At 69.1% G+C, this 19,488-nt stretch carries 21 protein-coding genes; 10 read left to right on the top strand and 11 right to left on the bottom strand.

The genetic code is table 11. The annotated features are described in order from the left end of the window. Positions 1-62: 62 nt before the first annotated feature. Both BN2660_RS05605 and BN2660_RS05600 read right to left on the bottom strand, forming a co-directional pair. Complete coding sequence (locus BN2660_RS05605; RefSeq protein ID WP_091228293.1) at positions 63-1,136, bottom strand: hypothetical protein; 1,074 nt, start codon at positions 1,134-1,136, stop codon at positions 63-65. Next, positions 1,133-1,486 (bottom strand): PadR family transcriptional regulator, encoded by a 354-nt coding sequence (locus tag BN2660_RS05600; protein ID WP_091228291.1) that lies wholly within the window; start codon positions 1,484-1,486, stop codon positions 1,133-1,135. The genes BN2660_RS05605 and BN2660_RS05600 overlap by 4 nt, the downstream gene beginning before the upstream one ends. 167 nt (positions 1,487-1,653) lie before the next feature. On the opposite strand from BN2660_RS05600, the gene BN2660_RS05595 reads away from it, so the two are divergent. Beyond that, entirely contained in the window at positions 1,654-2,991 is a 1,338-nt protein-coding gene (locus BN2660_RS05595) for a GAF domain-containing protein (RefSeq protein ID WP_091228289.1), read from the top strand. A 108-nt stretch (positions 2,992-3,099) separates the two neighbouring features. Here BN2660_RS05595 and BN2660_RS05590 read toward each other — a convergent pair whose 3' ends face one another. The 7 genes from BN2660_RS05590 to BN2660_RS05560 all read right to left on the bottom strand — a co-directional run bounded on the left by BN2660_RS05590 (position 3,100) and on the right by BN2660_RS05560 (position 10,141). Then, entirely contained in the window at positions 3,100-3,876 is a 777-nt protein-coding gene (locus BN2660_RS05590; RefSeq protein WP_091228287.1) for an ABC transporter ATP-binding protein, read from the bottom strand. Then, positions 3,873-4,670, bottom strand: a complete 798-nt coding sequence (locus tag BN2660_RS05585; protein WP_091228285.1) for an ABC transporter ATP-binding protein — start codon at positions 4,668-4,670, stop codon at positions 3,873-3,875. Before BN2660_RS05585 ends, BN2660_RS05590 begins: the two co-directional genes overlap by 4 nt. Next, positions 4,667-5,527, bottom strand: coding sequence for an ABC transporter permease (locus BN2660_RS05580; protein WP_091228282.1), 861 nt, complete (start codon positions 5,525-5,527; stop codon positions 4,667-4,669). Before BN2660_RS05580 ends, BN2660_RS05585 begins: the two co-directional genes overlap by 4 nt. Beyond that, entirely contained in the window at positions 5,524-6,486 is a 963-nt protein-coding gene (locus tag BN2660_RS05575) for an ABC transporter permease (protein ID WP_091228277.1), read from the bottom strand. The genes BN2660_RS05580 and BN2660_RS05575 overlap by 4 nt, the downstream gene beginning before the upstream one ends. Positions 6,487-6,538: 52 nt before the next feature. Beyond that, positions 6,539-8,032 carry an ABC transporter substrate-binding protein gene (locus BN2660_RS05570; RefSeq protein WP_091228275.1) on the bottom strand — a complete coding sequence of 498 codons (1,494 nt, stop codon included), beginning with the start codon at positions 8,030-8,032 and terminating at the stop codon, positions 6,539-6,541. Between the two features lie 28 nt (positions 8,033-8,060). Further along, a complete protein-coding gene (locus BN2660_RS05565) occupies positions 8,061-8,756 on the bottom strand; it encodes a DUF1684 domain-containing protein (RefSeq protein WP_091228273.1) in 696 nt (231 codons plus the stop codon). Between the two features lie 413 nt (positions 8,757-9,169). Continuing rightward, a complete protein-coding gene (locus BN2660_RS05560; RefSeq protein WP_091228271.1) occupies positions 9,170-10,141 on the bottom strand; it encodes a hypothetical protein in 972 nt (323 codons plus the stop codon). A 185-nt stretch (positions 10,142-10,326) separates the two neighbouring features. On the opposite strand from BN2660_RS05560, the gene BN2660_RS05555 reads away from it, so the two are divergent. Further along, entirely contained in the window at positions 10,327-10,686 is a 360-nt protein-coding gene (locus BN2660_RS05555) for an avidin-fold protein (RefSeq protein ID WP_255305048.1), read from the top strand. A 13-nt stretch (positions 10,687-10,699) separates the two neighbouring features. Here the strand turns inward: BN2660_RS05555 and BN2660_RS05550 are convergent, their stop codons facing one another. Further along, entirely contained in the window at positions 10,700-11,287 is a 588-nt protein-coding gene (locus BN2660_RS05550) for an Lrp/AsnC family transcriptional regulator (RefSeq protein WP_255305047.1), read from the bottom strand. Positions 11,288-11,435: 148 nt separating this feature from the next. On the opposite strand from BN2660_RS05550, the gene BN2660_RS05545 reads away from it, so the two are divergent. From BN2660_RS05545 to BN2660_RS05525, 5 genes are read left to right on the top strand one after another with little or no spacing between them, the layout of a single operon-like run. Then, a complete protein-coding gene (locus tag BN2660_RS05545) occupies positions 11,436-13,022 on the top strand; it encodes an ABC transporter substrate-binding protein (protein ID WP_091228269.1) in 1,587 nt (528 codons plus the stop codon). Positions 13,023-13,035: 13 nt separating this feature from the next. Further along, positions 13,036-14,097, top strand: a complete 1,062-nt coding sequence (locus BN2660_RS05540) for an ABC transporter permease (protein WP_091228268.1) — start codon at positions 13,036-13,038, stop codon at positions 14,095-14,097. Then, the gene (locus tag BN2660_RS05535) at positions 14,094-15,005 is read left to right on the top strand and encodes an ABC transporter permease (protein WP_091228266.1); all 912 of its coding nucleotides are present in this window, start codon (positions 14,094-14,096) and stop codon (positions 15,003-15,005) included. Before BN2660_RS05540 ends, BN2660_RS05535 begins: the two co-directional genes overlap by 4 nt. Then, positions 15,002-15,883, top strand: a complete 882-nt coding sequence (locus tag BN2660_RS05530) for an ABC transporter ATP-binding protein (RefSeq protein ID WP_091228264.1) — start codon at positions 15,002-15,004, stop codon at positions 15,881-15,883. Before BN2660_RS05535 ends, BN2660_RS05530 begins: the two co-directional genes overlap by 4 nt. Then, entirely contained in the window at positions 15,876-16,715 is an 840-nt protein-coding gene (locus tag BN2660_RS05525; protein ID WP_091228262.1) for an ABC transporter ATP-binding protein, read from the top strand. The genes BN2660_RS05530 and BN2660_RS05525 overlap by 8 nt, the downstream gene beginning before the upstream one ends. Positions 16,716-17,336: 621 nt before the next feature. Here BN2660_RS05525 and BN2660_RS05520 read toward each other — a convergent pair. Continuing rightward, positions 17,337-18,035: a hypothetical protein gene (locus BN2660_RS05520; RefSeq protein WP_255305046.1), complete on the bottom strand. Its 699-nt coding sequence runs from the start codon at positions 18,033-18,035 to the stop codon at positions 17,337-17,339. 224 nt (positions 18,036-18,259) lie between these two features. Here BN2660_RS05520 and rpsF point away from each other — a divergent pair, with 224 nt between their 5' ends. The 3 genes from rpsF to rpsR all read left to right on the top strand — a co-directional run bounded on the left by rpsF (position 18,260) and on the right by rpsR (position 19,480). Then, a complete protein-coding gene (rpsF, locus tag BN2660_RS05515) occupies positions 18,260-18,628 on the top strand; it encodes a 30S ribosomal protein S6 (RefSeq protein ID WP_029264265.1) in 369 nt (122 codons plus the stop codon). A 5-nt stretch (positions 18,629-18,633) separates the two neighbouring features. Next, the gene (locus tag BN2660_RS05510) at positions 18,634-19,146 is read left to right on the top strand and encodes a single-stranded DNA-binding protein (RefSeq protein WP_067121966.1); all 513 of its coding nucleotides are present in this window, start codon (positions 18,634-18,636) and stop codon (positions 19,144-19,146) included. A gap of 79 nt (positions 19,147-19,225) precedes the next feature. Beyond that, positions 19,226-19,480 carry a 30S ribosomal protein S18 gene (gene rpsR, locus BN2660_RS05505; RefSeq protein ID WP_017203799.1) on the top strand — a complete coding sequence of 85 codons (255 nt, stop codon included), beginning with the start codon at positions 19,226-19,228 and terminating at the stop codon, positions 19,478-19,480. The last annotated feature ends 8 nt before the right edge of the window (positions 19,481-19,488 follow it).

The raw sequence follows: 19,488 nt of genomic DNA, 5'->3' as shown, positions 1-19,488 counted from the left end.
AGGGCCGCCTGCACGAGGTGGGTGATGTCGATCGAGATGATGCGCTCGCTCATATCGCGTCCTCAGGGTGCGGGGGTGGGGGTCGGCTGCGGGTCGGGCGTCGGAGTCGGTGTCGCGCTCGCCGCATCGATGCTCGGCGCCTTCAGGAACGGCGGGGCGGGATGCTTGGTCGTCGACAGGTCGGGCTGACCGGTCATCGGGTCCCACTCGGCCTCGTCGAGAGGGTAGATGTTCCACACGGGCTTGCCTCGGTAGTCCTCCGACGGGATGGTCGTCAGCTGACCGTTGTCCTGCGACCCGAACTGCAGCGCCTCGCCGTCCTCGGTGTACATGACCTGCCCTCCGCCCGTTCCGTACAGGTCCAGCGGCGTGCCCTTCCCGGTGAAGAGCTGCACGCGCTCGATCGGGTTCCCGTCGGCGTCGAAGGCGAAGATGTTGTTGATCTGCACGCCGTCGAGCGCCAGACCCGCGACGCCGACGGGATCGGACGTGTAGACGTGCTCGACGCGCGGAGTCAGCAGCGAGGTGACGATGCCCGGGAGCACCAGCACGGCCAGGATCCCGGCGACGGTGCGCACGTGGCGCAGCGGATTCCTCGGCAGCCACCGGTCGCGTCCCCATTGCACGCTGACCACCACGAAGCCCAGCAGCGCGAGCCAGTGCAGCGGCGAGGAGGGCATCTCCCACATCCCGTAGGACTGGAACGGCGGATAGGGGAAGGGTGGGAGGTACGCGATGAGCGCCGCCAGCGCCGCATACAGGCCGATGCCGCGCAGCACCCACCACACGGGCCGCAGCGCGAGCAGCAGATCGAGCACCCATGCGCCGATGGAGCTGCGACGGATGCCGTCGACGACACGCGTCCGCCCGGCACGGAGTCGCTCGCGCAGGCGCCGCCGATGGATGACCTCCTCGCGCGGAGGCAGACCCGCCGCCGACCTCAGCTCGTCGGCGTACGCCTCGGGGTCGCCGAGTTCGAGGACGCCGTCGTTGTCCGCGGCCTGATCGGCGAGGTCGGCGCTCAGCCCGCCCACGATCTCGTCGAGCTCGTCATCGGGAAGATCGTCTAGGTGCGTGCGCACGGCGGCGGCGAACGAGCGGATCCGCTCGTCGATCGAGACGTCGGTGTCGTTCATGAGTTCTCTCCGTTCGAGGATGCGCCGGCGCCGTCGTCGGTGAGGAGGGAGGACATCGCGCCGGCGAAGTCCAGCCAGGTGACGGTCTGCGACTCCAGGGCCGTCCGACCCTGAGGGTTGATCGCGTAGTACTTGCGATGGGGGCCGCCCTCAGAGGGGACGACGTAGCTCGAGAGGCTGCCCGCGGCATAGAGGCGTCGCAGAGTGCCGTACACCGAGGCGTCGCCGACGTCGCCGAGTCCGGCATCCCTCAGGCGGCGCACGATGTCGTAGCCGTATCCGTCCTCCGTGCGCAGCACCGCGAGCACCGCCACGTCGAGCACGCCCTTGAGCAGTTGAGTGGTGTCCATAGGACCTCCTTCGATGCAGTGCACACTACCACGCAGTACACAGTAGTGCGCGAGGCGTGGGTGCGGCGTGGCATCCGGTTCGCGCACACCCTGTGCGGGAACCGATATACCGCCCTGTCGGCCGCTGCACCCGGCTCGTACACTGAGACCACGCTCCACCGAAGACGATGGGAGACGCTGTGGTCGCGTCGTGGCAGGTGCAGGAAGACAGCCATTCGGAGGCATCCCGGCTCCTCATCGAGCGCGCGCACGAAGAGCTCATCGCCGGCAACCTCGACGACCACCGCCTGGCGCAGGTGCGACCGCTGGTGCGCGAGTCGTGGGTGAGATCGTGGCAGGGCCGGGTCGGGCCCGAAGGCGCACCCCGGCTCGAACTCGTCAGCGAGGAACTCGAGGAGTATCGACGCGCGCATCCGCTCGCATCCGCGATGGACATGATCCGCGCACTGCTGCTGCCGGGAGAAGCCGAGGACTCGGGAGTCGTCATCGCAGTGGGCGATCAGGCGGGCCGGCTGCTGTGGATCGAGGGCGACCGGCAGCTGCAGTCGCTCACCGACGGCATGGGCTTCGTCGCCGGCGCCAACTGGGCGGAGGATGCCGTCGGCACCACCGCCCCGGGAACCGCGCTCACCCTGGACCGCACCGTGCAGATCCGCGGCGCCGAGCACTACAACCGGCTCGTGCATCCGTGGTCGTGCACGGCTGCGCCGGTCCATGACCCCGAGAGTCGGCGGGTGCTCGGGGTCATCGACATCACCGGGGGAGACGAGGTCGTGTCGACCCAGGCCCGCCTGCTCGTCGACGCCACCGCTCGCGCGGTCGAGTCCGAGCTGATGGTCGCCCGGCTGCGGGCGCGCAGCGAGGTCACGCGCCCGACCACGTTCTCCTCGAGAGCGAAGCCGACGACCAGGGCCACGCTCCACGTGCTCGGACGCGACAGGGCGCGACTCGAGATCGAGACGGAGCTGGAGGAGTCGATCATCGAGCTCGGCGCCCGGCACGCGGCGATCCTGCTCATGCTCGCCGTGCACCGGCAGGGTCTCTCGGCCGAGCGGCTGAGCGAGCTCGTCTACGGATCCGACGCCTCTCCTGACACCCTGCGACCGGAGATGGTGCGTCTGCGGAAGGTGCTCGAGAAGCATGCGCCCGGTCTGGTCCCCGAGTCGCGTCCCTACCGCCTGCCCGTCGTTCTGGAGACGGATGCGCACGACGTCCTGTCGCTGCTCGACAGAGGCGCCCACCGCGTCGCGCTCACCGCCTACCGGGGTCCCGTGCTTCCGGAGTCGACGTCGCCCGGGGTCGAGGAGTTCCGCGCCGTCGTGCGGGGAGCCCTCCGAGAGGCCATGCTGTCGGAGGCGAGCCTCGACGTGCTGCTCACCTACGCGGACATCCCCGAGGGTCAGGGGGATGCCGAGGCGCTCCGCCTCGCGCTCGAGATGCTTCCTGCGCGCTCGCCGAAGCGGGCGGGACTCGTCGCCCGGATCGAACGGATCGAGGCGGGCTGACGACCCGAGGGGAGCCCGCCGCCCGTTCTGCACACCTCGCCCCGTCGTGCACACGTTCTGCACCGGAACGTGTGCAGAACGGGGCTTCGTCCGCGATTCGGAACGATGTCAGGGGCGGGGCAGCCGCGGAACCGCGTCGACCAGCGCCCGCGTGTAGGGGTCGTGCGGGGCGTGCAGGACGGATGCCGTAGCGCCCTGCTCGACGACACGGCCGTCCTTGAGCACGACCGTGCGGTCACAGGCCGACGCGATCGCGGTGAGGTCGTGCGACACCATCACGAGCGAGAGGCCGTTCTCGCGGCGGAGGCGGTCGAGCAGCTCGAGCACCTGCACCCGCGTGGTGACGTCGAGGGCGCTCACCGGCTCGTCGGCGAGCAGCACCCGAGGCCGCGAGACGACAGCCCGCGCGATGGCGATGCGCTGCCGCTGTCCGCCCGAGAACTCGTGCGGATACCGGCGGGCGGTGTCGGTCGGGAGCCCGACGGATTCGAGCGCCTCGGCGATGCGGCGCTGGGCGTCGGCGCCGGATGCCAGGCGCAGCGAGCGCAGGGGCTCTCCGATGATGCGATCGATGCGCTGCCTCGGGTCGAGCGACGAGTACGGATCCTGGAACACCGGCTGCACACTCGCCCGGAATCGGCGCATCTGCGCACGGCGCTTCGACACGCTCAGCGTCCCGGTGCTCAGAGGCTCGCCGTCGAACAGCACCTGGCCGTCGCGAGGTGCCGAGAGCCCCAGCAACAGGCGCAGGATCGTGGACTTGCCGGCGCCGGACTCACCCACGAGGCCGAGCGACTCGCCCTCGTCGAGGGTCAGCGAGACGTCGTCGAGCACCCGGCGCGATCCATACGAGAAGCCGGCGGCGCGCAGTTCGAGAAGGCTCATGCCCCGGCCTCCTTCGCATCGAGGAACGCGTCGAGCGCACGCGCGCTGTCGACCAGCATCCGCGTGTACGGCTCCACCGGGTTCCGCAGCACCTGCGCGACCGCTCCCTCTTCGACGACGAGTCCCTCACGCAGCACGACGATGCGGTCGACCATGCGCGACACGACGGCGAGGTCGTGGCTGATGAACAGCAGCGCCATGCCGCGCTCGGCGACGAGTCGCTCGACCAGGGTGAGCACGGCATCCTGCACGGTGACGTCGAGGGCGGTCGTCGGTTCGTCCGCGATGAGCAGCTGCGGCCGGGCGGCGAGGGCGATCGCGATCGCCACGCGCTGCCGCTGACCGCCCGAGAGCTCATGCGGGTACGCGCGCGCGATGCGCGGCTCGGCGAGGGAGACCTCGTCGAGCGCCGCGGCGACAGCGGACCGCAGCTCCGCCCCCCGCAGACCGAGGTGCCGACGCAGCGGCTCGGCGATCTGCCTGCCGACCCGCATCAACGGGTCGAGCGCGGTCAGGGGCTCCTGGAACACGATCTGCGCGACGGGGCCGCGGAGCGGGCGCAGCTCGGAATCCCGCGCGCCGACGACCTGGTGCCCGTCGAGGAGCACCGACCCGGAGGCGACGAGAGAGTCGGGCAGCAGCCCGGTGACGGCGAGGGAGGTGAGCGACTTGCCGGATCCGGATTCGCCGATCACGCCGAGACGCTCGCCGGGCTGCAGCGAGAACGACACGTCTCGCACCAGAGGGCCGGATTGCGAGCGAACGGCCAGACCGGTGACGTCGAGAAGGCTCATCGGCTCCTCCTGCGGGTCGGGTCCGCGAGATCGCGCAGGCCGTCGGCGAGGAAGTTGACCCCGAGCACGAGCGCGATGATCGCGATGCCGGGGGCGATGGCTCCGACGGGCGCGGTCAGCACGGTCCCCTGCGCCTCCTGCAGCATCCGGCCCCACGAGGCGTTGGGCGGGGGAGCGCCGAGTCCGAGGTACGACAGGCTCGCCTCGGCGAGCACGGCGGCGCCGAACTGCAGCGCCAGACTGACCGCGAGCGTGGGGGCGATGTTGGGCAGGACGTGCTGCACGACGATGCCGAGCACGGACGTGCCGCTGGTGCGGGCGGCCGTGACGAACTGCTCCTGCAGCACCCGACGGGCGAGGATGCGGGTGAGCCGCGCCACCACCGCCGACATCGCCAGGCCGATCGCCAGCACCGCCGACCACAGCGAGGCGCCCTGCACCGCGACGACGAGCATCGCGAGCAGCAGCACGGGGAAGGCGATCACGACGTCGAGTCCGGCCGAGAGCGTGTCGTCGATCCAGGGGCGGGCGAACGCGGCGACGAGTCCGACGATCGTGCCGAGGATCGCCGCGATCGCGACGGAGCAGAGGCCCACGATCAGAGCGATGCGCGCCCCCCACATGAGCTGCGACAGCAGGTCGCGCCCGAGGCGGTCGGTGCCGAGCAGGTGCAGCGCGCTCGGCCCTTCGAGCCTGCTGCCGCTCGTGTCGGCGAGCGGGTACGGCAGCCAGAGCACCGAGACCAGGGCGATGAGCACGACGAGCCCCGTGAGCACGAGTCCGATGAGCAGCGTCGCCTTCGGACGGCGGCGCACGCGCACCGGTCCGGTGATCAGCTGCTCGGCGACGCGGCTCATCGGTTGCCCGAGACGCTCGTGCGCAGACGCGGATCGATCAGACGCTGCACGATGTCGGCGGCGAACCCGACGAGCAGCACGAAGAGAGTGCTGACGACGAGCACGCCCTGGATGACCTGGAAGTCGTGCTGCTCGATCGCCGAGAGCAGCAGGCTGCCGAGACCGGGAAGAGTGAAGACGCTCTCGACGACGACCGCGCCGAGCAGCGTGGTCGAGAGCTCGATGCCGAGGACGGCGACGACGGGAACGGCGCCGTTGCGCACGCCGTGGCGCACCAGCGCCTCGGGCATGCTCGACCCTCCGGCGCGGGCGGTGCGCAGGTAGTCGCTGCCGATCACGTCGAGGGTGGCCGAGCGGACGTAACGGCTGAGAGACGCACTCATGACGATGACGATCGTGAGGATCGGGAGGGCGAGAGAGCGCAGCGCATCGGCGGGATCCTCCCAGTCGTCGCGCGGGAATCCGCCCGAGGGCAGGAGGCCGAGCCCGAGGGCGAAGACCCAGACGAGCACGACGCCCAGCCAGAAGACGGGCACGGCGACGCCGAGCTGGGCGAAGCCCGAGAGGGCGACGCCGTACCAGCGGTCGGATTTCACAGCGGCGGTGATGCCGATCACGAGCGAGACGAGCAGCGCGAGGGCGAAGGAGATCAGCGTCAGCGGCAGGGTCACGGTGAGGCGATCGGCGATGTCGGGACCCACCGGGCGCGAGCTCAGGAAGGACTCACCAAGGTCGAAGCGCAGCAGCTGCCCCGCCCAGGTCGTGAACTGCTGCAGCAGCGGCTGGTCGGAGCCCACCTGGGCACGGGCCGCGGCGATCTGCTCGGACGTCGCGTTGACCGAGAGGAGCGCGTTGGCCGGGTCGCCGGGCAGCAGGCGCAGCAGGACGAAGATCGCGATCATCGCGACGACGAGGGACACCACGAGGAACGCGAGGCGGCGCAGCAGGTAGGCGAGCATGAGTTCTCAGGATGCTGAGGGGGATGCCGACGCGCAGCATCCCCCTCGCGCGTCAGGACTTGACGATGTCGTAGGCGAAGAACTGGGAGTTCAGGCCGTTGACCGGGTATCCGCTGAGGTCGCTGGAGGCGACGACGAGCTGCGGATACAGGTACAACCATACGCTCGCGGCATCTTCGGCGATCTTCTCGTTGACCTGCGTCAGCAGCGCGGTCTGCTCGTCGGTCGTGGCGGCCTGCTCGGCCTGCGCGACCCACTGCTGCACCTGGGCGTCGTCGTAGCCCCAGTAGAAGTCCGGGTTGCCGTACCAGACCACGTCGCGGTCGTTCACGTGCTCCTGCAGCGTGGCCTCGAAGTCCTGCTCCTTGAACACCTTCGTGTACCACTCGTCGGCGCTGATCGTGTTGATCTCGACCGTGATGCCGACCTCGGCGAGCTGCGACTGGAGGAACTCCGCGACGGCCGGGTGCGGGTCGTAGCTCGGAGTGTCGAGCGTGAACGTGAAGCCCTCGGCGTAGCCGGCCTGCGCGAGCAGATCCTTCGAGAGCGCGACGTCATAGGGGTTCACCGAGGTGAGGTCCTCGTACCAGGGGTCGGTCGGCGGGACCATCGAGCCGATGAGCGTGCCGTAGTCGCCCCAGATGGAGTCGAGGAGCTTCGCGGTGTCGATCGCGGAGTAGATCGCCTTGCGCACGAGAGCGTTGTCGAAGGGAGCTGTGCGGTCGTTGAAGGCGAGCAGCTCCTTCGTGGTCGAGGTGCCCTCGCTGATGACGTAGTCGTCGTTGTCGAACTGCGCGAGCGAATCGGGGCTCTGCACGCTCGTGATGACGTCGATCTCACCGGTGAGCAGTGCGTTGTTCTCGGCCGTCGCGTCGGTGAAGTACGTGTAGACGACCTCGCCGTTCTCGGCGGCCTCGCCCCAGTAGTCGTCCCAGCGGGTGAGGGTCAGGGTCGAGCCCTTCTTCCACTCGTCGAGCGTGTACGGGCCGGTACCGTCTTCGGTCGAGGTGATGTCGCCTGCCTCGTCGTTGACGATCCACACGTAGCTGAGGTTGTAGAGGAACGAGATCGAGCGCTGCGAGAGCGTGAACACGACGGTCCGGTCGTCCGGCGTGGCGATGTCTTCGATGGTCGCGAAGCTCGACTTGCGGGCCGAGACCGAGTCCTCAGCGGTGACGGCCTCGACACTCGACTTCACGTCGGCGGAGGTGAGAGGGTCGCCCGAGTGGAAGGTCACGTCGTCGCGCAGCGTGATCGTGTAGGTCAGCCCGTCGTCGGACACCTGCGCATCCTCGGCGAGCAGGGGCTCGACCTCGCCGTCGTCCGTGAGCCGGTAGAGGCCCTCGTAGACGTTGCCCGTCAATGCCTCGGTCACGCCCTGACCGCCACCCTGCGTGTTGCTGAGGTTGGTCGGCTCGTAGAGCGAGCCGATGGCGATCGTGGCGTCTTCGCTCGCGGTGTCGTCGGACGCACCTGATGCGCAGCCGGCCACCAGCGCCAGCGTCGCGACTGCGCCGAGCGCGCCGAGGAAGCGGGTTCTTCTCATGAGGACTCCAGGGTGAGGGTGTGCGGCGTCACGCCGCGTAGATGTCGAAGCCGTCGCGGAACGCGACGTTCTTCTCTCCTGCGCGGACAGGCAGGGGGAAGCGGTTGGATGCCGGAGGCAGCGGGCAGTTGTACTGGGCGCTGAAACCGCACGGCGGCACGAAGGCGCGGTTGAAGTCCAGCGTCACGGTGCCCTCGTCGTCGCGCAGCTCGACGAACAGGAAGCGGCCGGACCCGTAGGTCTCGGAGCCGTTGGTCTCGTCGCCGAACACGAGCAGCAGCGTTCCGCCGTCGTCGAAGGCAGCGAGGTCGTAGACGCGGCCGTCGAGCTCGACACGGATGTCACCGGGAACGACGAGGTCGCGGGTGCCGCCGTTGTCGCGGATGTGCTCGAACGAGACCCTGCGGTCGCCGGACACGGGGGTGAAGTGACCCTCGAGCACCCATGCCGGGTCGTATTCGTACGTGTCGATGCGATCGAACGCGCGGATGGCCGGGGCGTCGGCATCCCACACCCGCAGCCCGTGCTCGGCGGCGCCGGTCTCGATGTTCGTCCGCTGCACGGGGGTGACGGTGACGGTGTCGTCGACCGCAGCCCGTTCGGCGTCGAGATCGGGCTCCGCGCCGGTCCAGCGGGTCTCGATCAGGGCGAGGTTGCCGGTGGCGGAGGTGACGAGGGCGCGGCGTTCGGCCTGCCAGAGAGTGTGGGCTTCGCGTTCAGACATCGCTTTCCATTCTCTTGCATGCAGAGAGGGGCGGCTCCGCTCTCGTCACTGGGGGTAACGCACGGGGCGGTCGTTCACTTCCCGCGCAGAACGTGCGATTCCGGCTCTCTTCGCGACACGCCGAAGGTGCACGGAAACCGGTGAGAAACGAGCAGATCGGTCACGAATCCGTGCATCGATGCCGCTCCGCACACGAGATCGTTCGCCGCAATTCCGTGCAACCTCCACCGGTATACCGTTATGCCAACGCGTTGATTCGTCAGTCCCCAGCTGACCGCGCGTCGGACGGTTCGGCCGTCCTGCGGAGGGAGAGTCAGATCTTCTTCTGATCCCGAGGGGGGATGGGGTGGGAGAGCTGTTCCCCAGACAGCACCCACCCCCACACCCGCCCTGAGCGGATCCGAGAGATCCGCTCAGCGGTTGAGGTCGTCCGCGTCCCAGGTGAGATCGGCGCCCTCGCGGATCTGGAACGCCTCGACGCGCGGGTCTGCGAGAAGCGCGACGATGAGCTCCCGCCGCCCGGCGATGATCGTGGAGTCGTAGTCGATCTCGCTCACGAGCACCCAGCTCCGGTCCTCCGGCCAGAGGAGCGACGGGGCCTGAGCCGAGGGCGCGAAGCCCCGGGCCTCCGACGGGCGATCCCGCCAGGGCACGTGCACCTGCCAGTCGGCGTCCTCGAACACGCGCAGAGAACCCCGGAACAGCACGTGATCGCGGCCCGGCAGCGAGAGTCGCGGACCCTCGGAGACCTCGCGGGACAGGATGCCCTCCTGCCAGGTGGGCCTGCGGAAGACGTTGTTGAACGGATCCCGCGTGCTGCGGTCGAGCATCGCCTGGTGGTTCGGGTCATCGCCGAACAGGGAAGACGCTCCCGACGGCGGGTGACCCAAGTGCCCGAGCAGGGTGCCCCGACCCTCCCAGAGCGCGACGAATCCGGCATCCGGCGTCGTCGTGTGCGCCACGAGGTGAGAGGCGACGGTCGCGAGGTCGTCGGGGAGCATCTCGCCCTCGAGCGGCGCCGAGAACTCGCGCCCGTCGGGGGAGATGCGCGTGTGCCAATCGCCGTCCATGGGGGTGCGCACGATCCGATGCCACTGGGCGAGCGGATGCAGGACCGTGTCGAACGCGGCCGCCGTCTCCGCCCAGGTGACAGGAGCGTCCTGCAGCCGCTCGATCACGCGAGTGCGCTCATCCTCCGAGAATCTCTCCCACTCCTCCGGTGCGGGCACGGGCCGGTCGGGCAGCGAGCGCACCGTCGCGGGGTGAAGGACGCGTGCGTATGCGGGGAAGCCGCGCGGCACGACATCGTGCATCGTCCCGTTCCAGGCATCATCGATCCGGTCGCGCAGCCAGTCTCCGGCCGAGGCGTCGGGGGTCCATTCCATGGCCCCACGGTACCGGCGCGTGCGGACACCTGCGCTCCCTAGCGACGAATGCGGGCTCGGACGAATGGGGGCGGGATGCCGCGGCATCCGTGCTTTCGTCTCGCCCTCCCCGCCGCGCGACCGACGGGGAGAGACGCTTCGTGAAGGGGTCCGACGCCGCGGAGGGCGTCCCTCATAATCGATGGGTGACTCCGACTGCACCCATCCCCTCGCTCGACGGCCGCCGCTTCCGCATGGTCTCCTCGACCACGTCGGCGGTCGACCCCGAAGCCCCGAGCGTGTTCACGTACTGGGAGAAGGACGGCGCGATCTGGGGCGACTACGAGGGCGACACCGTCACCTTCGGGCGCTTCGTGGGCACCCGCACGGACGACACCATCTGGGTGTCCTTCGTGCACGTCCTCGTCGCCGACCGCAGCGTCGTGACGGGCAACGGCGAGAGCCAGCTGGAGCTCACCGACGACGGTCGCATCCGTCTCGTGGAGCACTACGAGATGCACGGCCTGCCGCAGCTCAGCGTCTGCGAAGAGGCCGCCGCCGCCTGAGGGACGTTCGACGTCAGCGGGGCGGCAGCGTGTCCCGACCTGGGGATGCCGGCGTCCAGCGCGTCATCCCGAGCGGCGTCTCGGTGTCGCGCTCGGGAAGATCCGAGGGCAGCAGGTAGGAACGCCGCACCACCTCGTCGAGCACGACGACGCTGACCACCGTGCGCACCTCGGGAAGCTGCGCGATCACGCCGGTCGAGAACTCGTGCACGCCGCTCACGTCGACGGCGCGGATCAGCAGCATCGCGTCGTGCTCGCCGGTGGTGATGGCGCACCACTCCACGTCGGGCATCTCGATGATGCGCTCGCGGAACGACGCCCACGCCTGGGGGTGCACCGTGACGAAGACGAGGGCGCCGATAGACAGACCGGCCTTCGCCTGATCGACCCTGGCGCTGAAGCCGGTGATCACGCCGTCCTGCATCAACGTCTCGACGCGCGTGTAGGCATTCGCTCGCGAGATGCCCACCGTCTCGGCCAGCGCGGCGATCGAGATACGACCGTTATCACGCAGCGTGTCGAGGATTCTGTATCCGATGTCATCCACAGGCGTGGCACTTCGTCCAGCCTGCTTCGACGGTTCGACGGTCTTCGTGGACATCCTGCTCCTCATGGGCGAGGTTCTGAACAGACCGTGATGACGATCCGCACTCTTGCTGGACACATAGTCCCATACAATGCGAATCTGATCACCGGTCGTCCACCCGGAGTCGACCATCCCGATGAACTCCTCGCCCTTGGAGGCCCTCATGTCGTCACGTCGTAGCACGTCCGTCATCGCGATCGGAGCCGTCGGCCTCCTCGCACTCGCAGGCTGCTCGGGAGGCAACTCCGCGAACACGGGAGGCGACTCCTCCGGTTCCGACTCCCTCGTCATCGACACCGCGTTCTCGATCGAGACGGCCGACCCGGGTCACACCTACGACCCCACCGGCAACATGATCGCGAAGGCGCTCTACGAGACGCTGGTCGACTTCGAGGGCTCGGACGTCTCCACACCGGTGCCGGGCCTCGCCTCGTGGGAGCAGAACGACGCCGCGACCGAATTCACCTTCACGCTCGAGGGCGACCGCGTCTTCTCCGACGGCACGCCGATCGAGGCGAAGGACGTCGTCTTCACGCTGCAGCGCATCCAGGGGATGACCGAGGCGAAGCCGAACTTCCTGCTCGGCGGCCTGACCATCGCCGAGGTCGACGAGAAGACCGTCTCGATCACCTCCGAGACCCCGCTGCTCCAGCTGCCCGCGATCCTCGCCAACCCCGCCCTCGGCATCGTCAACTCCGACGTCGTCATCGAGAACGGCGGCTCCATCGACGGCAGCGACAGCGCGCAGGCGTTCCTCGACGGCGAGTCGGCGGGCTCGGGCCCGTACACGCTCGACACGCTCGACCTGTCGTCGCAGGTCGTCCTGACCAAGAGCGACGAGTACGACGGCGACGAAGAGGCGGGATACGACCGTGTCGTCGTGCGCAACGTCTCGGAGAGCGCGACCCAGCTCGCCAACCTCAAGGGCGGCGACTCCATGGTCGCGATGGACCTCAACGGCGACCAGGTCGCAGGCCTCGGCGACGGACTCCAGGTCGACTCCGTGCCCTCGGGCCAGACGATCTTCCTGCTCCTCAACCAGTCGTCGGCGGTCGCCGGCGACCTCGCGAACGTGAAGATCGCCGAGGCGATCCGCTACGCACTCGACTACGACGCCCTCCTGGAGCTCGCGGGTTCCGGTGCCGTGCAGGCGACCGGCGTCATCCCGCCCGGATTCGAGGGCGCCCTCGAGACGGGCGTCGAGCAGGACCTCGAGAAGTCGAAGGCGGCGCTCGCCGAGGCGGGCTACACCGGCCAGACTCTGAAGCTGCAGTTCCCGAACGACTACCCCGTGGGCGGTGTGGAGTTCACCCCGCTCGCCGAGCGCGTGCAGGCACAGCTCGAGGATGCCGGCATCGCCGTCGAACTCGCGCCGGCGCCGTTCGCGACCGAGCTCGACGCGTACGTCAACGGCACCGAGGGCTTCGGCCTGTGGTTCTGGGGCCCCGACTACGCCGACTCCGCCAACTTCCTCCCGTTCGCGCCCGGCCTGAAGGTGGGTCTTCGTTCCGGATGGGCCGCCGAGGCCAACCCCGAGATCGCGGGCATCGCGGCCGGTGCAGCGGCGGCGACCGACGAGGCTCAGCGCAGCGAGGCCTTCACCGCCTTCGCCGAGGCCATGCAGGCCGAGGGTCCGTTCGTGCCGCTGATCGTTCCGGGTCGCAACATCGCCACGGCGGATGCCGTCTCCGGCGCCGTGTACAACTCGGTGTGGGAGATGGACATCGCCGAGATCACTCCTGCCGGCTGAGCGGGGGACTCCTATGACGACGGTGGCCGTGCAACGCCAGGCGCAGCGGCGCAGGTCGCCGCTCGTCGGCTACCTCCTGCGACGGGTGGGCACCTCCCTCCTGCTGCTGGTGGGCGTCACGATCGTGACCTTCGCGCTGACCAATCTCGTGCCCGGCGACCCCGTGTCGGCGGCGCTGGGGGAGGGAGCGTCGCAGAACCCGGCGACGCGCGAGGCGTTCATCAAGGCCAACGGTCTCGATCAGCCGCTGATCGTCCAGTACTTCATCTACATGGGGAATCTGCTCCGCGGAGACCTCGGCACATCGCTGGTGACCGGGCGACCGGTCACCAGCGATCTCGCCACCGCGGTGCCGGCCACGATCGAGATCGCGATCGGCGCCATCATCCTCAGCCTCGCGGTGAGCGTGGTCCTCGGCACGCTCGCGGCCTACCGCCGCGGCCTCGTGACGGACCAGGTGATCCGCATCGTGACGCTGATCGGCCTCAGCGTCCCGACCTTCTGGCTCGCCCTCGTCAGCTTCTACGTGTTCTTCCTCGAGCTCCGCATCGCACCCGGATCCGGTCGCATCTCGCCGTCGATCACCCCGCCGCCGCGCGTCACCGGGATGTACACGATCGACTACCTCCTGAACGGCGACAGCGTCGGATTCTTCGACGCCCTCGCGCACCTCGCGCTGCCGGTGCTCGTCCTGTCGCTCGTGACGATCGGACTCCTCACGCGGTTCATCCGCACCTCCGTGCTCGAGGTCCTCGACAGCGACTACGTACGCGCTGCTCGGGCCAAGGGCCTGCCCGCGATGCGCGTCATCGTCGGATACGTGCTCCGCGGAGCATCCCTCCCGATCCTCACGGTCGTCGGCGTCGCCTTCGGGTCCCTGCTCTCGGGCACCGTGCTCGTCGAGTCGGTGTTCGCCTGGCCGGGCCTCGGCACCTACGCCTACAACTCCGCCGCGAACCTCGACCTCCCCGGAATCATGGGCGTCGGTCTCGTGGTCGGCGTCATCTACCTCCTCATCAACTTCGTCGTCGACCTGCTCTACGGCGTCCTCGACCCGAGAGTGAGGATCGCATGAGCCGCATCGACTCGGCATCCGGGCCCTGGCGCTTCCGCTTCCGCTGGCCGCGCGCCTGGCGCACGCCGCTCGGCGTGATCGGCACCGTCATCGCGGGCGCCTGGATCATCGTCGCGTTCACCGCGCAGTGGTGGGTGCCGTTCGCTCCGAACGCCCAGGTCCTGCCGCGTCTGCAGGCACCCGGCATCGACACCCTGCTCGGCACCGACGGCAACGGCCGCGACATCTTCTCGCGGCTGATGACCGGTGCCACCGTGAGCCTTCCGCTCGCGCTGATGCTCGTGATCGCCGCGATGATCATCGGCACGGTGATCGGCGCGGTCGCCGGGTACTTCGGCGGCTGGGTCGATGAGACCCTCATGCGCATCACCGACCTGTTCATGGCCTTCCCGACCGTGATCCTCGCGATGGTCGTGGCGGCATCCCTCGGTCCGTCGCTGTTCAACGCGGTGATCGCGGCGATCGTCGTGTCGTGGCCGCAGTATTCCCGCGTCACCCGCAGCATCGTGCTCGGACTCCGCGGTCAGAACTACGTGATCGCCGGGCGCCTGCTCGGCCACTCCCCGCTGCGCACGCTGTTCGTCGACATCCTCCCGAACATCGCGGGCCCCGTGCTGGTGCTGGCGACGCTCGACATCGGGGCCGCGATCCTCCTGCTCTCCGGACTCTCGTTCCTCGGGCTCGGCGCGCAGCCGCCCACCGCCGAGTGGGGGTCGATGATCTCCGCGGCCATGCAGAACTTCGACGCGTGGTGGCTCGGTGTCTTCCCCGGACTCGCGATCCTGACGGTCGTGCTCGCCTTCAACTTCCTGGGTGACGCGATGCGCGACATCCTCGACCCGACCGCCGAGGTCACCCACGAGAAGCAGGCCGAGCACGTGGCGTCGGCGAAGGGGGCGGCAGCATGACCGCGCTGAGCATCCGCGATCTGACGATCGACATCGGTCGTCCGCTCGTGCACGGGATCTCGCTGGATCTCGAGGCCGGGCGCATTCACGGACTCGCCGGCGAATCCGGATCGGGCAAGACGCTCACGTCGCTCGCCGTGCTCGGGCTCCTGCCCCGGCAGGCGCGCACCGGCGGGTCGATCACGCTCGCGGGGGAGGAGCTCCTCGGCCTCCGTCGGCGGTCGCTCAACCGGGTCCGCGGCAAGCGCATCGCGATGATCTTCCAGGATCCCTCGGCCTCGCTGCACCCTCAGCTGCCGATCGGCCGTCAGCTCACCGATCACATGCGCGTGCATCTCGGTCTGCGTGGCGACGCGGCGAAGGCCCGGGCGATCGAGCTGCTCGAGACCGTGCAGGTGCCGAATCCGGATGCCGCGCTGAAGCGCTACCCGCACCAGTTCTCGGGCGGACAGCGCCAGCGCATCGCGATCGCCTGCGCGCTCGCCTGCGACCCCGAGGTGCTGCTGGCCGATGAGCCGACCACCGCTCTCGACGTCACCGTGCAGGCCGGCATTCTGCGTCTGCTGCGCGACCTCGCGATCGAGCGCAACCTCGCCGTGCTGCTCGTCACGCACGACCTCGGGGTCATGAGCGCCATCGCCGACGAGGTCGCCGTCATGAAGAACGGGCACATCGTCGAGCGGGCCGACCGCGAGACGCTGTTCCGCTCGCCCCAGCACGAATACACCCGCACGCTGCTCGCCGCACTGCCGGGGTCGAAGATCGCGGATGCCGATGCCGGTGCGGTGCCGGCGGATGCGGTGTCCGCACCGGCGGATGCCGTGTCCGCGCCTGCGGGTGCGGTGCCTGCACCCGATGAGGAGGACGCACATGAGTGAGGTCGCCGTCCTCGACGCGCAGAACGTCGTGGTCCGATACCCGGGCAATCCTCCCGTGGTGGCCGTGAACGATGTCTCCCTGCAGGTCGCTCCTGGTGAGACCGTCGCTCTGGTCGGAGAATCCGGCAGCGGCAAGTCGAGCCTCGCCCGGGCAGTCGTCGGCATCGAGAAGCTCGCCGGTGGGGACGTGCGCTTCCGCGATGCGCCGGTGAAGCCGCTCGGCATCCGCCGCCGCGACCTGGCGCTCACCGGCATCCAGATGGTCTTCCAGGATCCGTCGACGTCGCTCAACCCTCGCCGACGGGTGGGCGATCAGATCGCCGACGGCATCTCGACGGCCCGCGCCCGCGGTGCTGCCGGATCGACGGTGGAGGAGTGGCTCGAGCGCGTGGGGCTGCCCGCCGAGGTCGCCTCGCGCTTCCCGCACCAGTTCTCGGGAGGACAGAAGCAGCGCATCGCGATCGCGCGGGCACTCGCCGCTCGGCCGTCGCTGCTCGTTGCCGACGAGCCGATCTCGGCACTGGACGCGTCGACCCAGACGAGCGTCGCCGGTCTCATGCGCGATCTCGTCGCCGAATCGGGCGCCGGGATGCTGTTCATCTCGCACGACCTCGCCGTGGTGCGACGCATCGCCGACCGCACGTTCGTGATGTTCGCGGGGCGGGTGCTCGAGTCGGGACCCACGGACCGCGTCTGGTCGTCACCGCAGCATCCGTACACCCAGGCGCTGCTCGCCGCGATCCCCGAGCCCGACGGCCGGGGTCACATTCCGATCGCGCCGTCGACGAACGATCGCCTCCTCTGGTCGGAGATCCCGCCGGTCCTCGGCTGACCCTCGGCTGACCCTCGGGCGCTGCGCGTCGGGCGGAGATCCACCTGTCGGGCGGACTTTTCGTGACGAAACCTCCGCCCCACGGGGACTTCTCCGCCCGAGAGGGTGCGGGCGGACGGGATGCGGGTGCGAAAGGAAGGATGCCGGGGCCCAGACTTTCTGAAGTCCCCAGACGCGTCCGGACATACTCCTGCTCCGCCCCCGCGCCTCGGTCCCTCAGCGCCATCACAGCGTCGGGCGGAGAACCACGCGTGGGGCGGACTTTTCGTGAGGAAACCTCCGCCCGAGGGGGAGATCTCCGCCCGACAGGGTGCGGGAGGATGCGGGTGCGCAAGGAAGGATCCCGGCGCCCAGACTTTCAGGACTCCGACGCGTGCCCGACGTACTGCGGATCCGTGCGCCCCTGCCGCCGTGCCGCCCCACCGCCGCCCTACCGCCGTGCGCCCGTGCCCCCTACCACCACCGCCATCACCGCGTCGGGCGGAGAACCACGCGTGGGGCGGACTTCTGGTGACGAAACCTCCGCCCCAGGGGGAGATCTCCTCCCAACCGGGTGCGGGCGGCCCCGGGACGCAGTGCGGGCCGAGGCGATGCCCCGGCCCGCACGGTCGACGTCGTCCGTCAGATCGGGGCGACGATGTCCTGCGCGACGTCCCACTCGGTGATCTCGAGCGACGTCTCGATGGACTGGCCGGCTGCCTCGGTGGTGCCGCTGGTCGCGAGGACCACGTAGTCGGAGGTGACCTCGAACGTGACATCGACCGCGACGCCCTGCGCCTCGGACGTGCCGGTGAGGACGTACACGTCCTGGCCGAGGCGCGTACCCATGCCGGTCACCGTGAACTCACCCGTGAGCGCACCGGCCGCCGTCGCGGGGTCGGCCTGAGACGCCGCCGCCGCACCGCTGCTCAGGGACGCGATGATCGGATCGGGCGAGTTGGGGTCGGCGACCTGCCATTCGCTGGTCGCGGACTTCACCCAGGCATCGTCTCCGATGACGATGAGCGAACCCATCGGCGTGATCGTCTCGACGGCCTTCGTCTCGGGGTTGTACCGGGCGGTCGTGTCCATGCCCAGGATGCTGGTCTTGGCGGCGTAGCCGGCGGTGTCCGTCATCGCTTCGGTGATGCAGGTGCCGAGCGCCGTGCCGTCGACGGTCGCGCCCTCGGACAGCTCGGGGCAGTCGGACTCGGGCGCCGTGGTCTCCTCGGCGGTCGCGGCCGGCTTCTCGTCAGCGGGCTCCTCGGCAGCTGCGGTGCATCCGGTGAGCAGTACGGCGGCGGTCAGGACGAGTCCGACCCCCCATTTCTTCACGCGCATGGCGTTCCCCCTTCGGTCGCGTGCACGACGTCGTTCGCCACGCACGAATACCAGCATGCCAATAGCGTGGGGGAGATCGTGGGAACACCGCGAAGGAATCTCCGCTAGACTGTCAAGGTTGTCTGCCCTGGGCCCCTGTGCCCATCGATGGGCCGGCACGTTCACACACCCTCCTGTTTCCGGGAAAGCCCCGGAAACCGTTCTAGTCCGAAGGAGGTGGGTAAGTGACGCACCAGTACGAACTCATGGTCATTCTGACCCCCGAGATCGACGAGCGCCAGGTCGCACCTACGCTCGACAAGTTCCTGAAGGTCATCACCAACGATGGTGGCTCGATTGACAAGGTCGACATCTGGGGCAAGCGCCGTCTTGCGTACGAGATCCAGAAGAAGAACGAGGGCATCTACGCCGTCGTCAACTTCACCGCCACCAGCGAGGCCACGCAGGAGCTCGACCGTCAGCTGAAGCTGAACGAGCAGATCATGCGCACCAAGGTCCTCCGCTCGGAAGAGGCTCAGGCGATGGTCGCTTCGGAGGCCAAGCGCTCCGAGGAGAAGGCTGCTCGCAAGGCCGCCAAGGCTGCGAAGGCCTAAGGCTCATGGCTGGCGAGACCGTCATCACCGTGGTGGGAAACCTCACGGCCGACCCCGAACTGCGGTACACGCAGAACGGGCTGCCGGTGGCGAACTTCACCATCGCATCGACGCCTCGGAACTTCGACCGCGCCGCGAATGAGTGGAAGGACGGCGAAGCGCTGTTCCTCCGTGCATCCGTGTGGCGGGAGTTCGCCGAGCATGTGGCAGGTTCGCTGACCAAGGGTATGCGCGTCATGGCGCAGGGCCGTCTGCGTCAGCGCTCCTACCAGGACCGCGAGGGCAACCAGCGCACCGCGATCGAGCTGGAGGTCGACGAGATCGGCCCCTCGCTCCGGTACGCGACCGCACAGGTCACCCGTGCGGCGTCGACCGGCGGTGCCGGCGGCGGTGGCGGACAGTCCCGCCCCGCACAGCAGCAGCAGGTGTCGGAGGAGCCGTGGTCCACGCCCGGCTCGTCGACCAGCGCAGATGCCTGGAGCACTCCGGGCAGCTTCGGTGACGACACCCCGTTCTGATTCACGATCTATGGCCCTGAGCTCGACCCGCGTGGTCCGTGAGCTCGCCGAAGGGCCGTCTCATCACTAAGGAAAAACTATGGCTGGAAAGTCGAGCGGCGACCGCCGCAAGCCGCGGAAGGGCGCGAAGAACGCCGCTCCCGCGAAGTCCATCCGGGTTGGCGTCATCGATTACAAGGACGTCGCCACCCTCCGCAAGTTCGTCTCGGAGCGCGGCAAGATCCGTGCCCGTCGTATCACCGGTGTCTCGGTGCAGGAGCAGCGTCTGATCGCGACCGCGATCAAGAACGCGCGCGAAATGGCGCTCCTGCCCTACGCTGGCGCCGGCCGGTAAGGGGTACT

The organism is Microbacterium sp. 3J1 (assembly GCF_001049495.1).
GTDB lineage: Bacteria > Actinomycetota > Actinomycetes > Actinomycetales > Microbacteriaceae > Microbacterium.
Note: the sequence above shows the minus strand (reverse complement) of the source record. Positions and strands in the feature narration are given on the sequence as shown.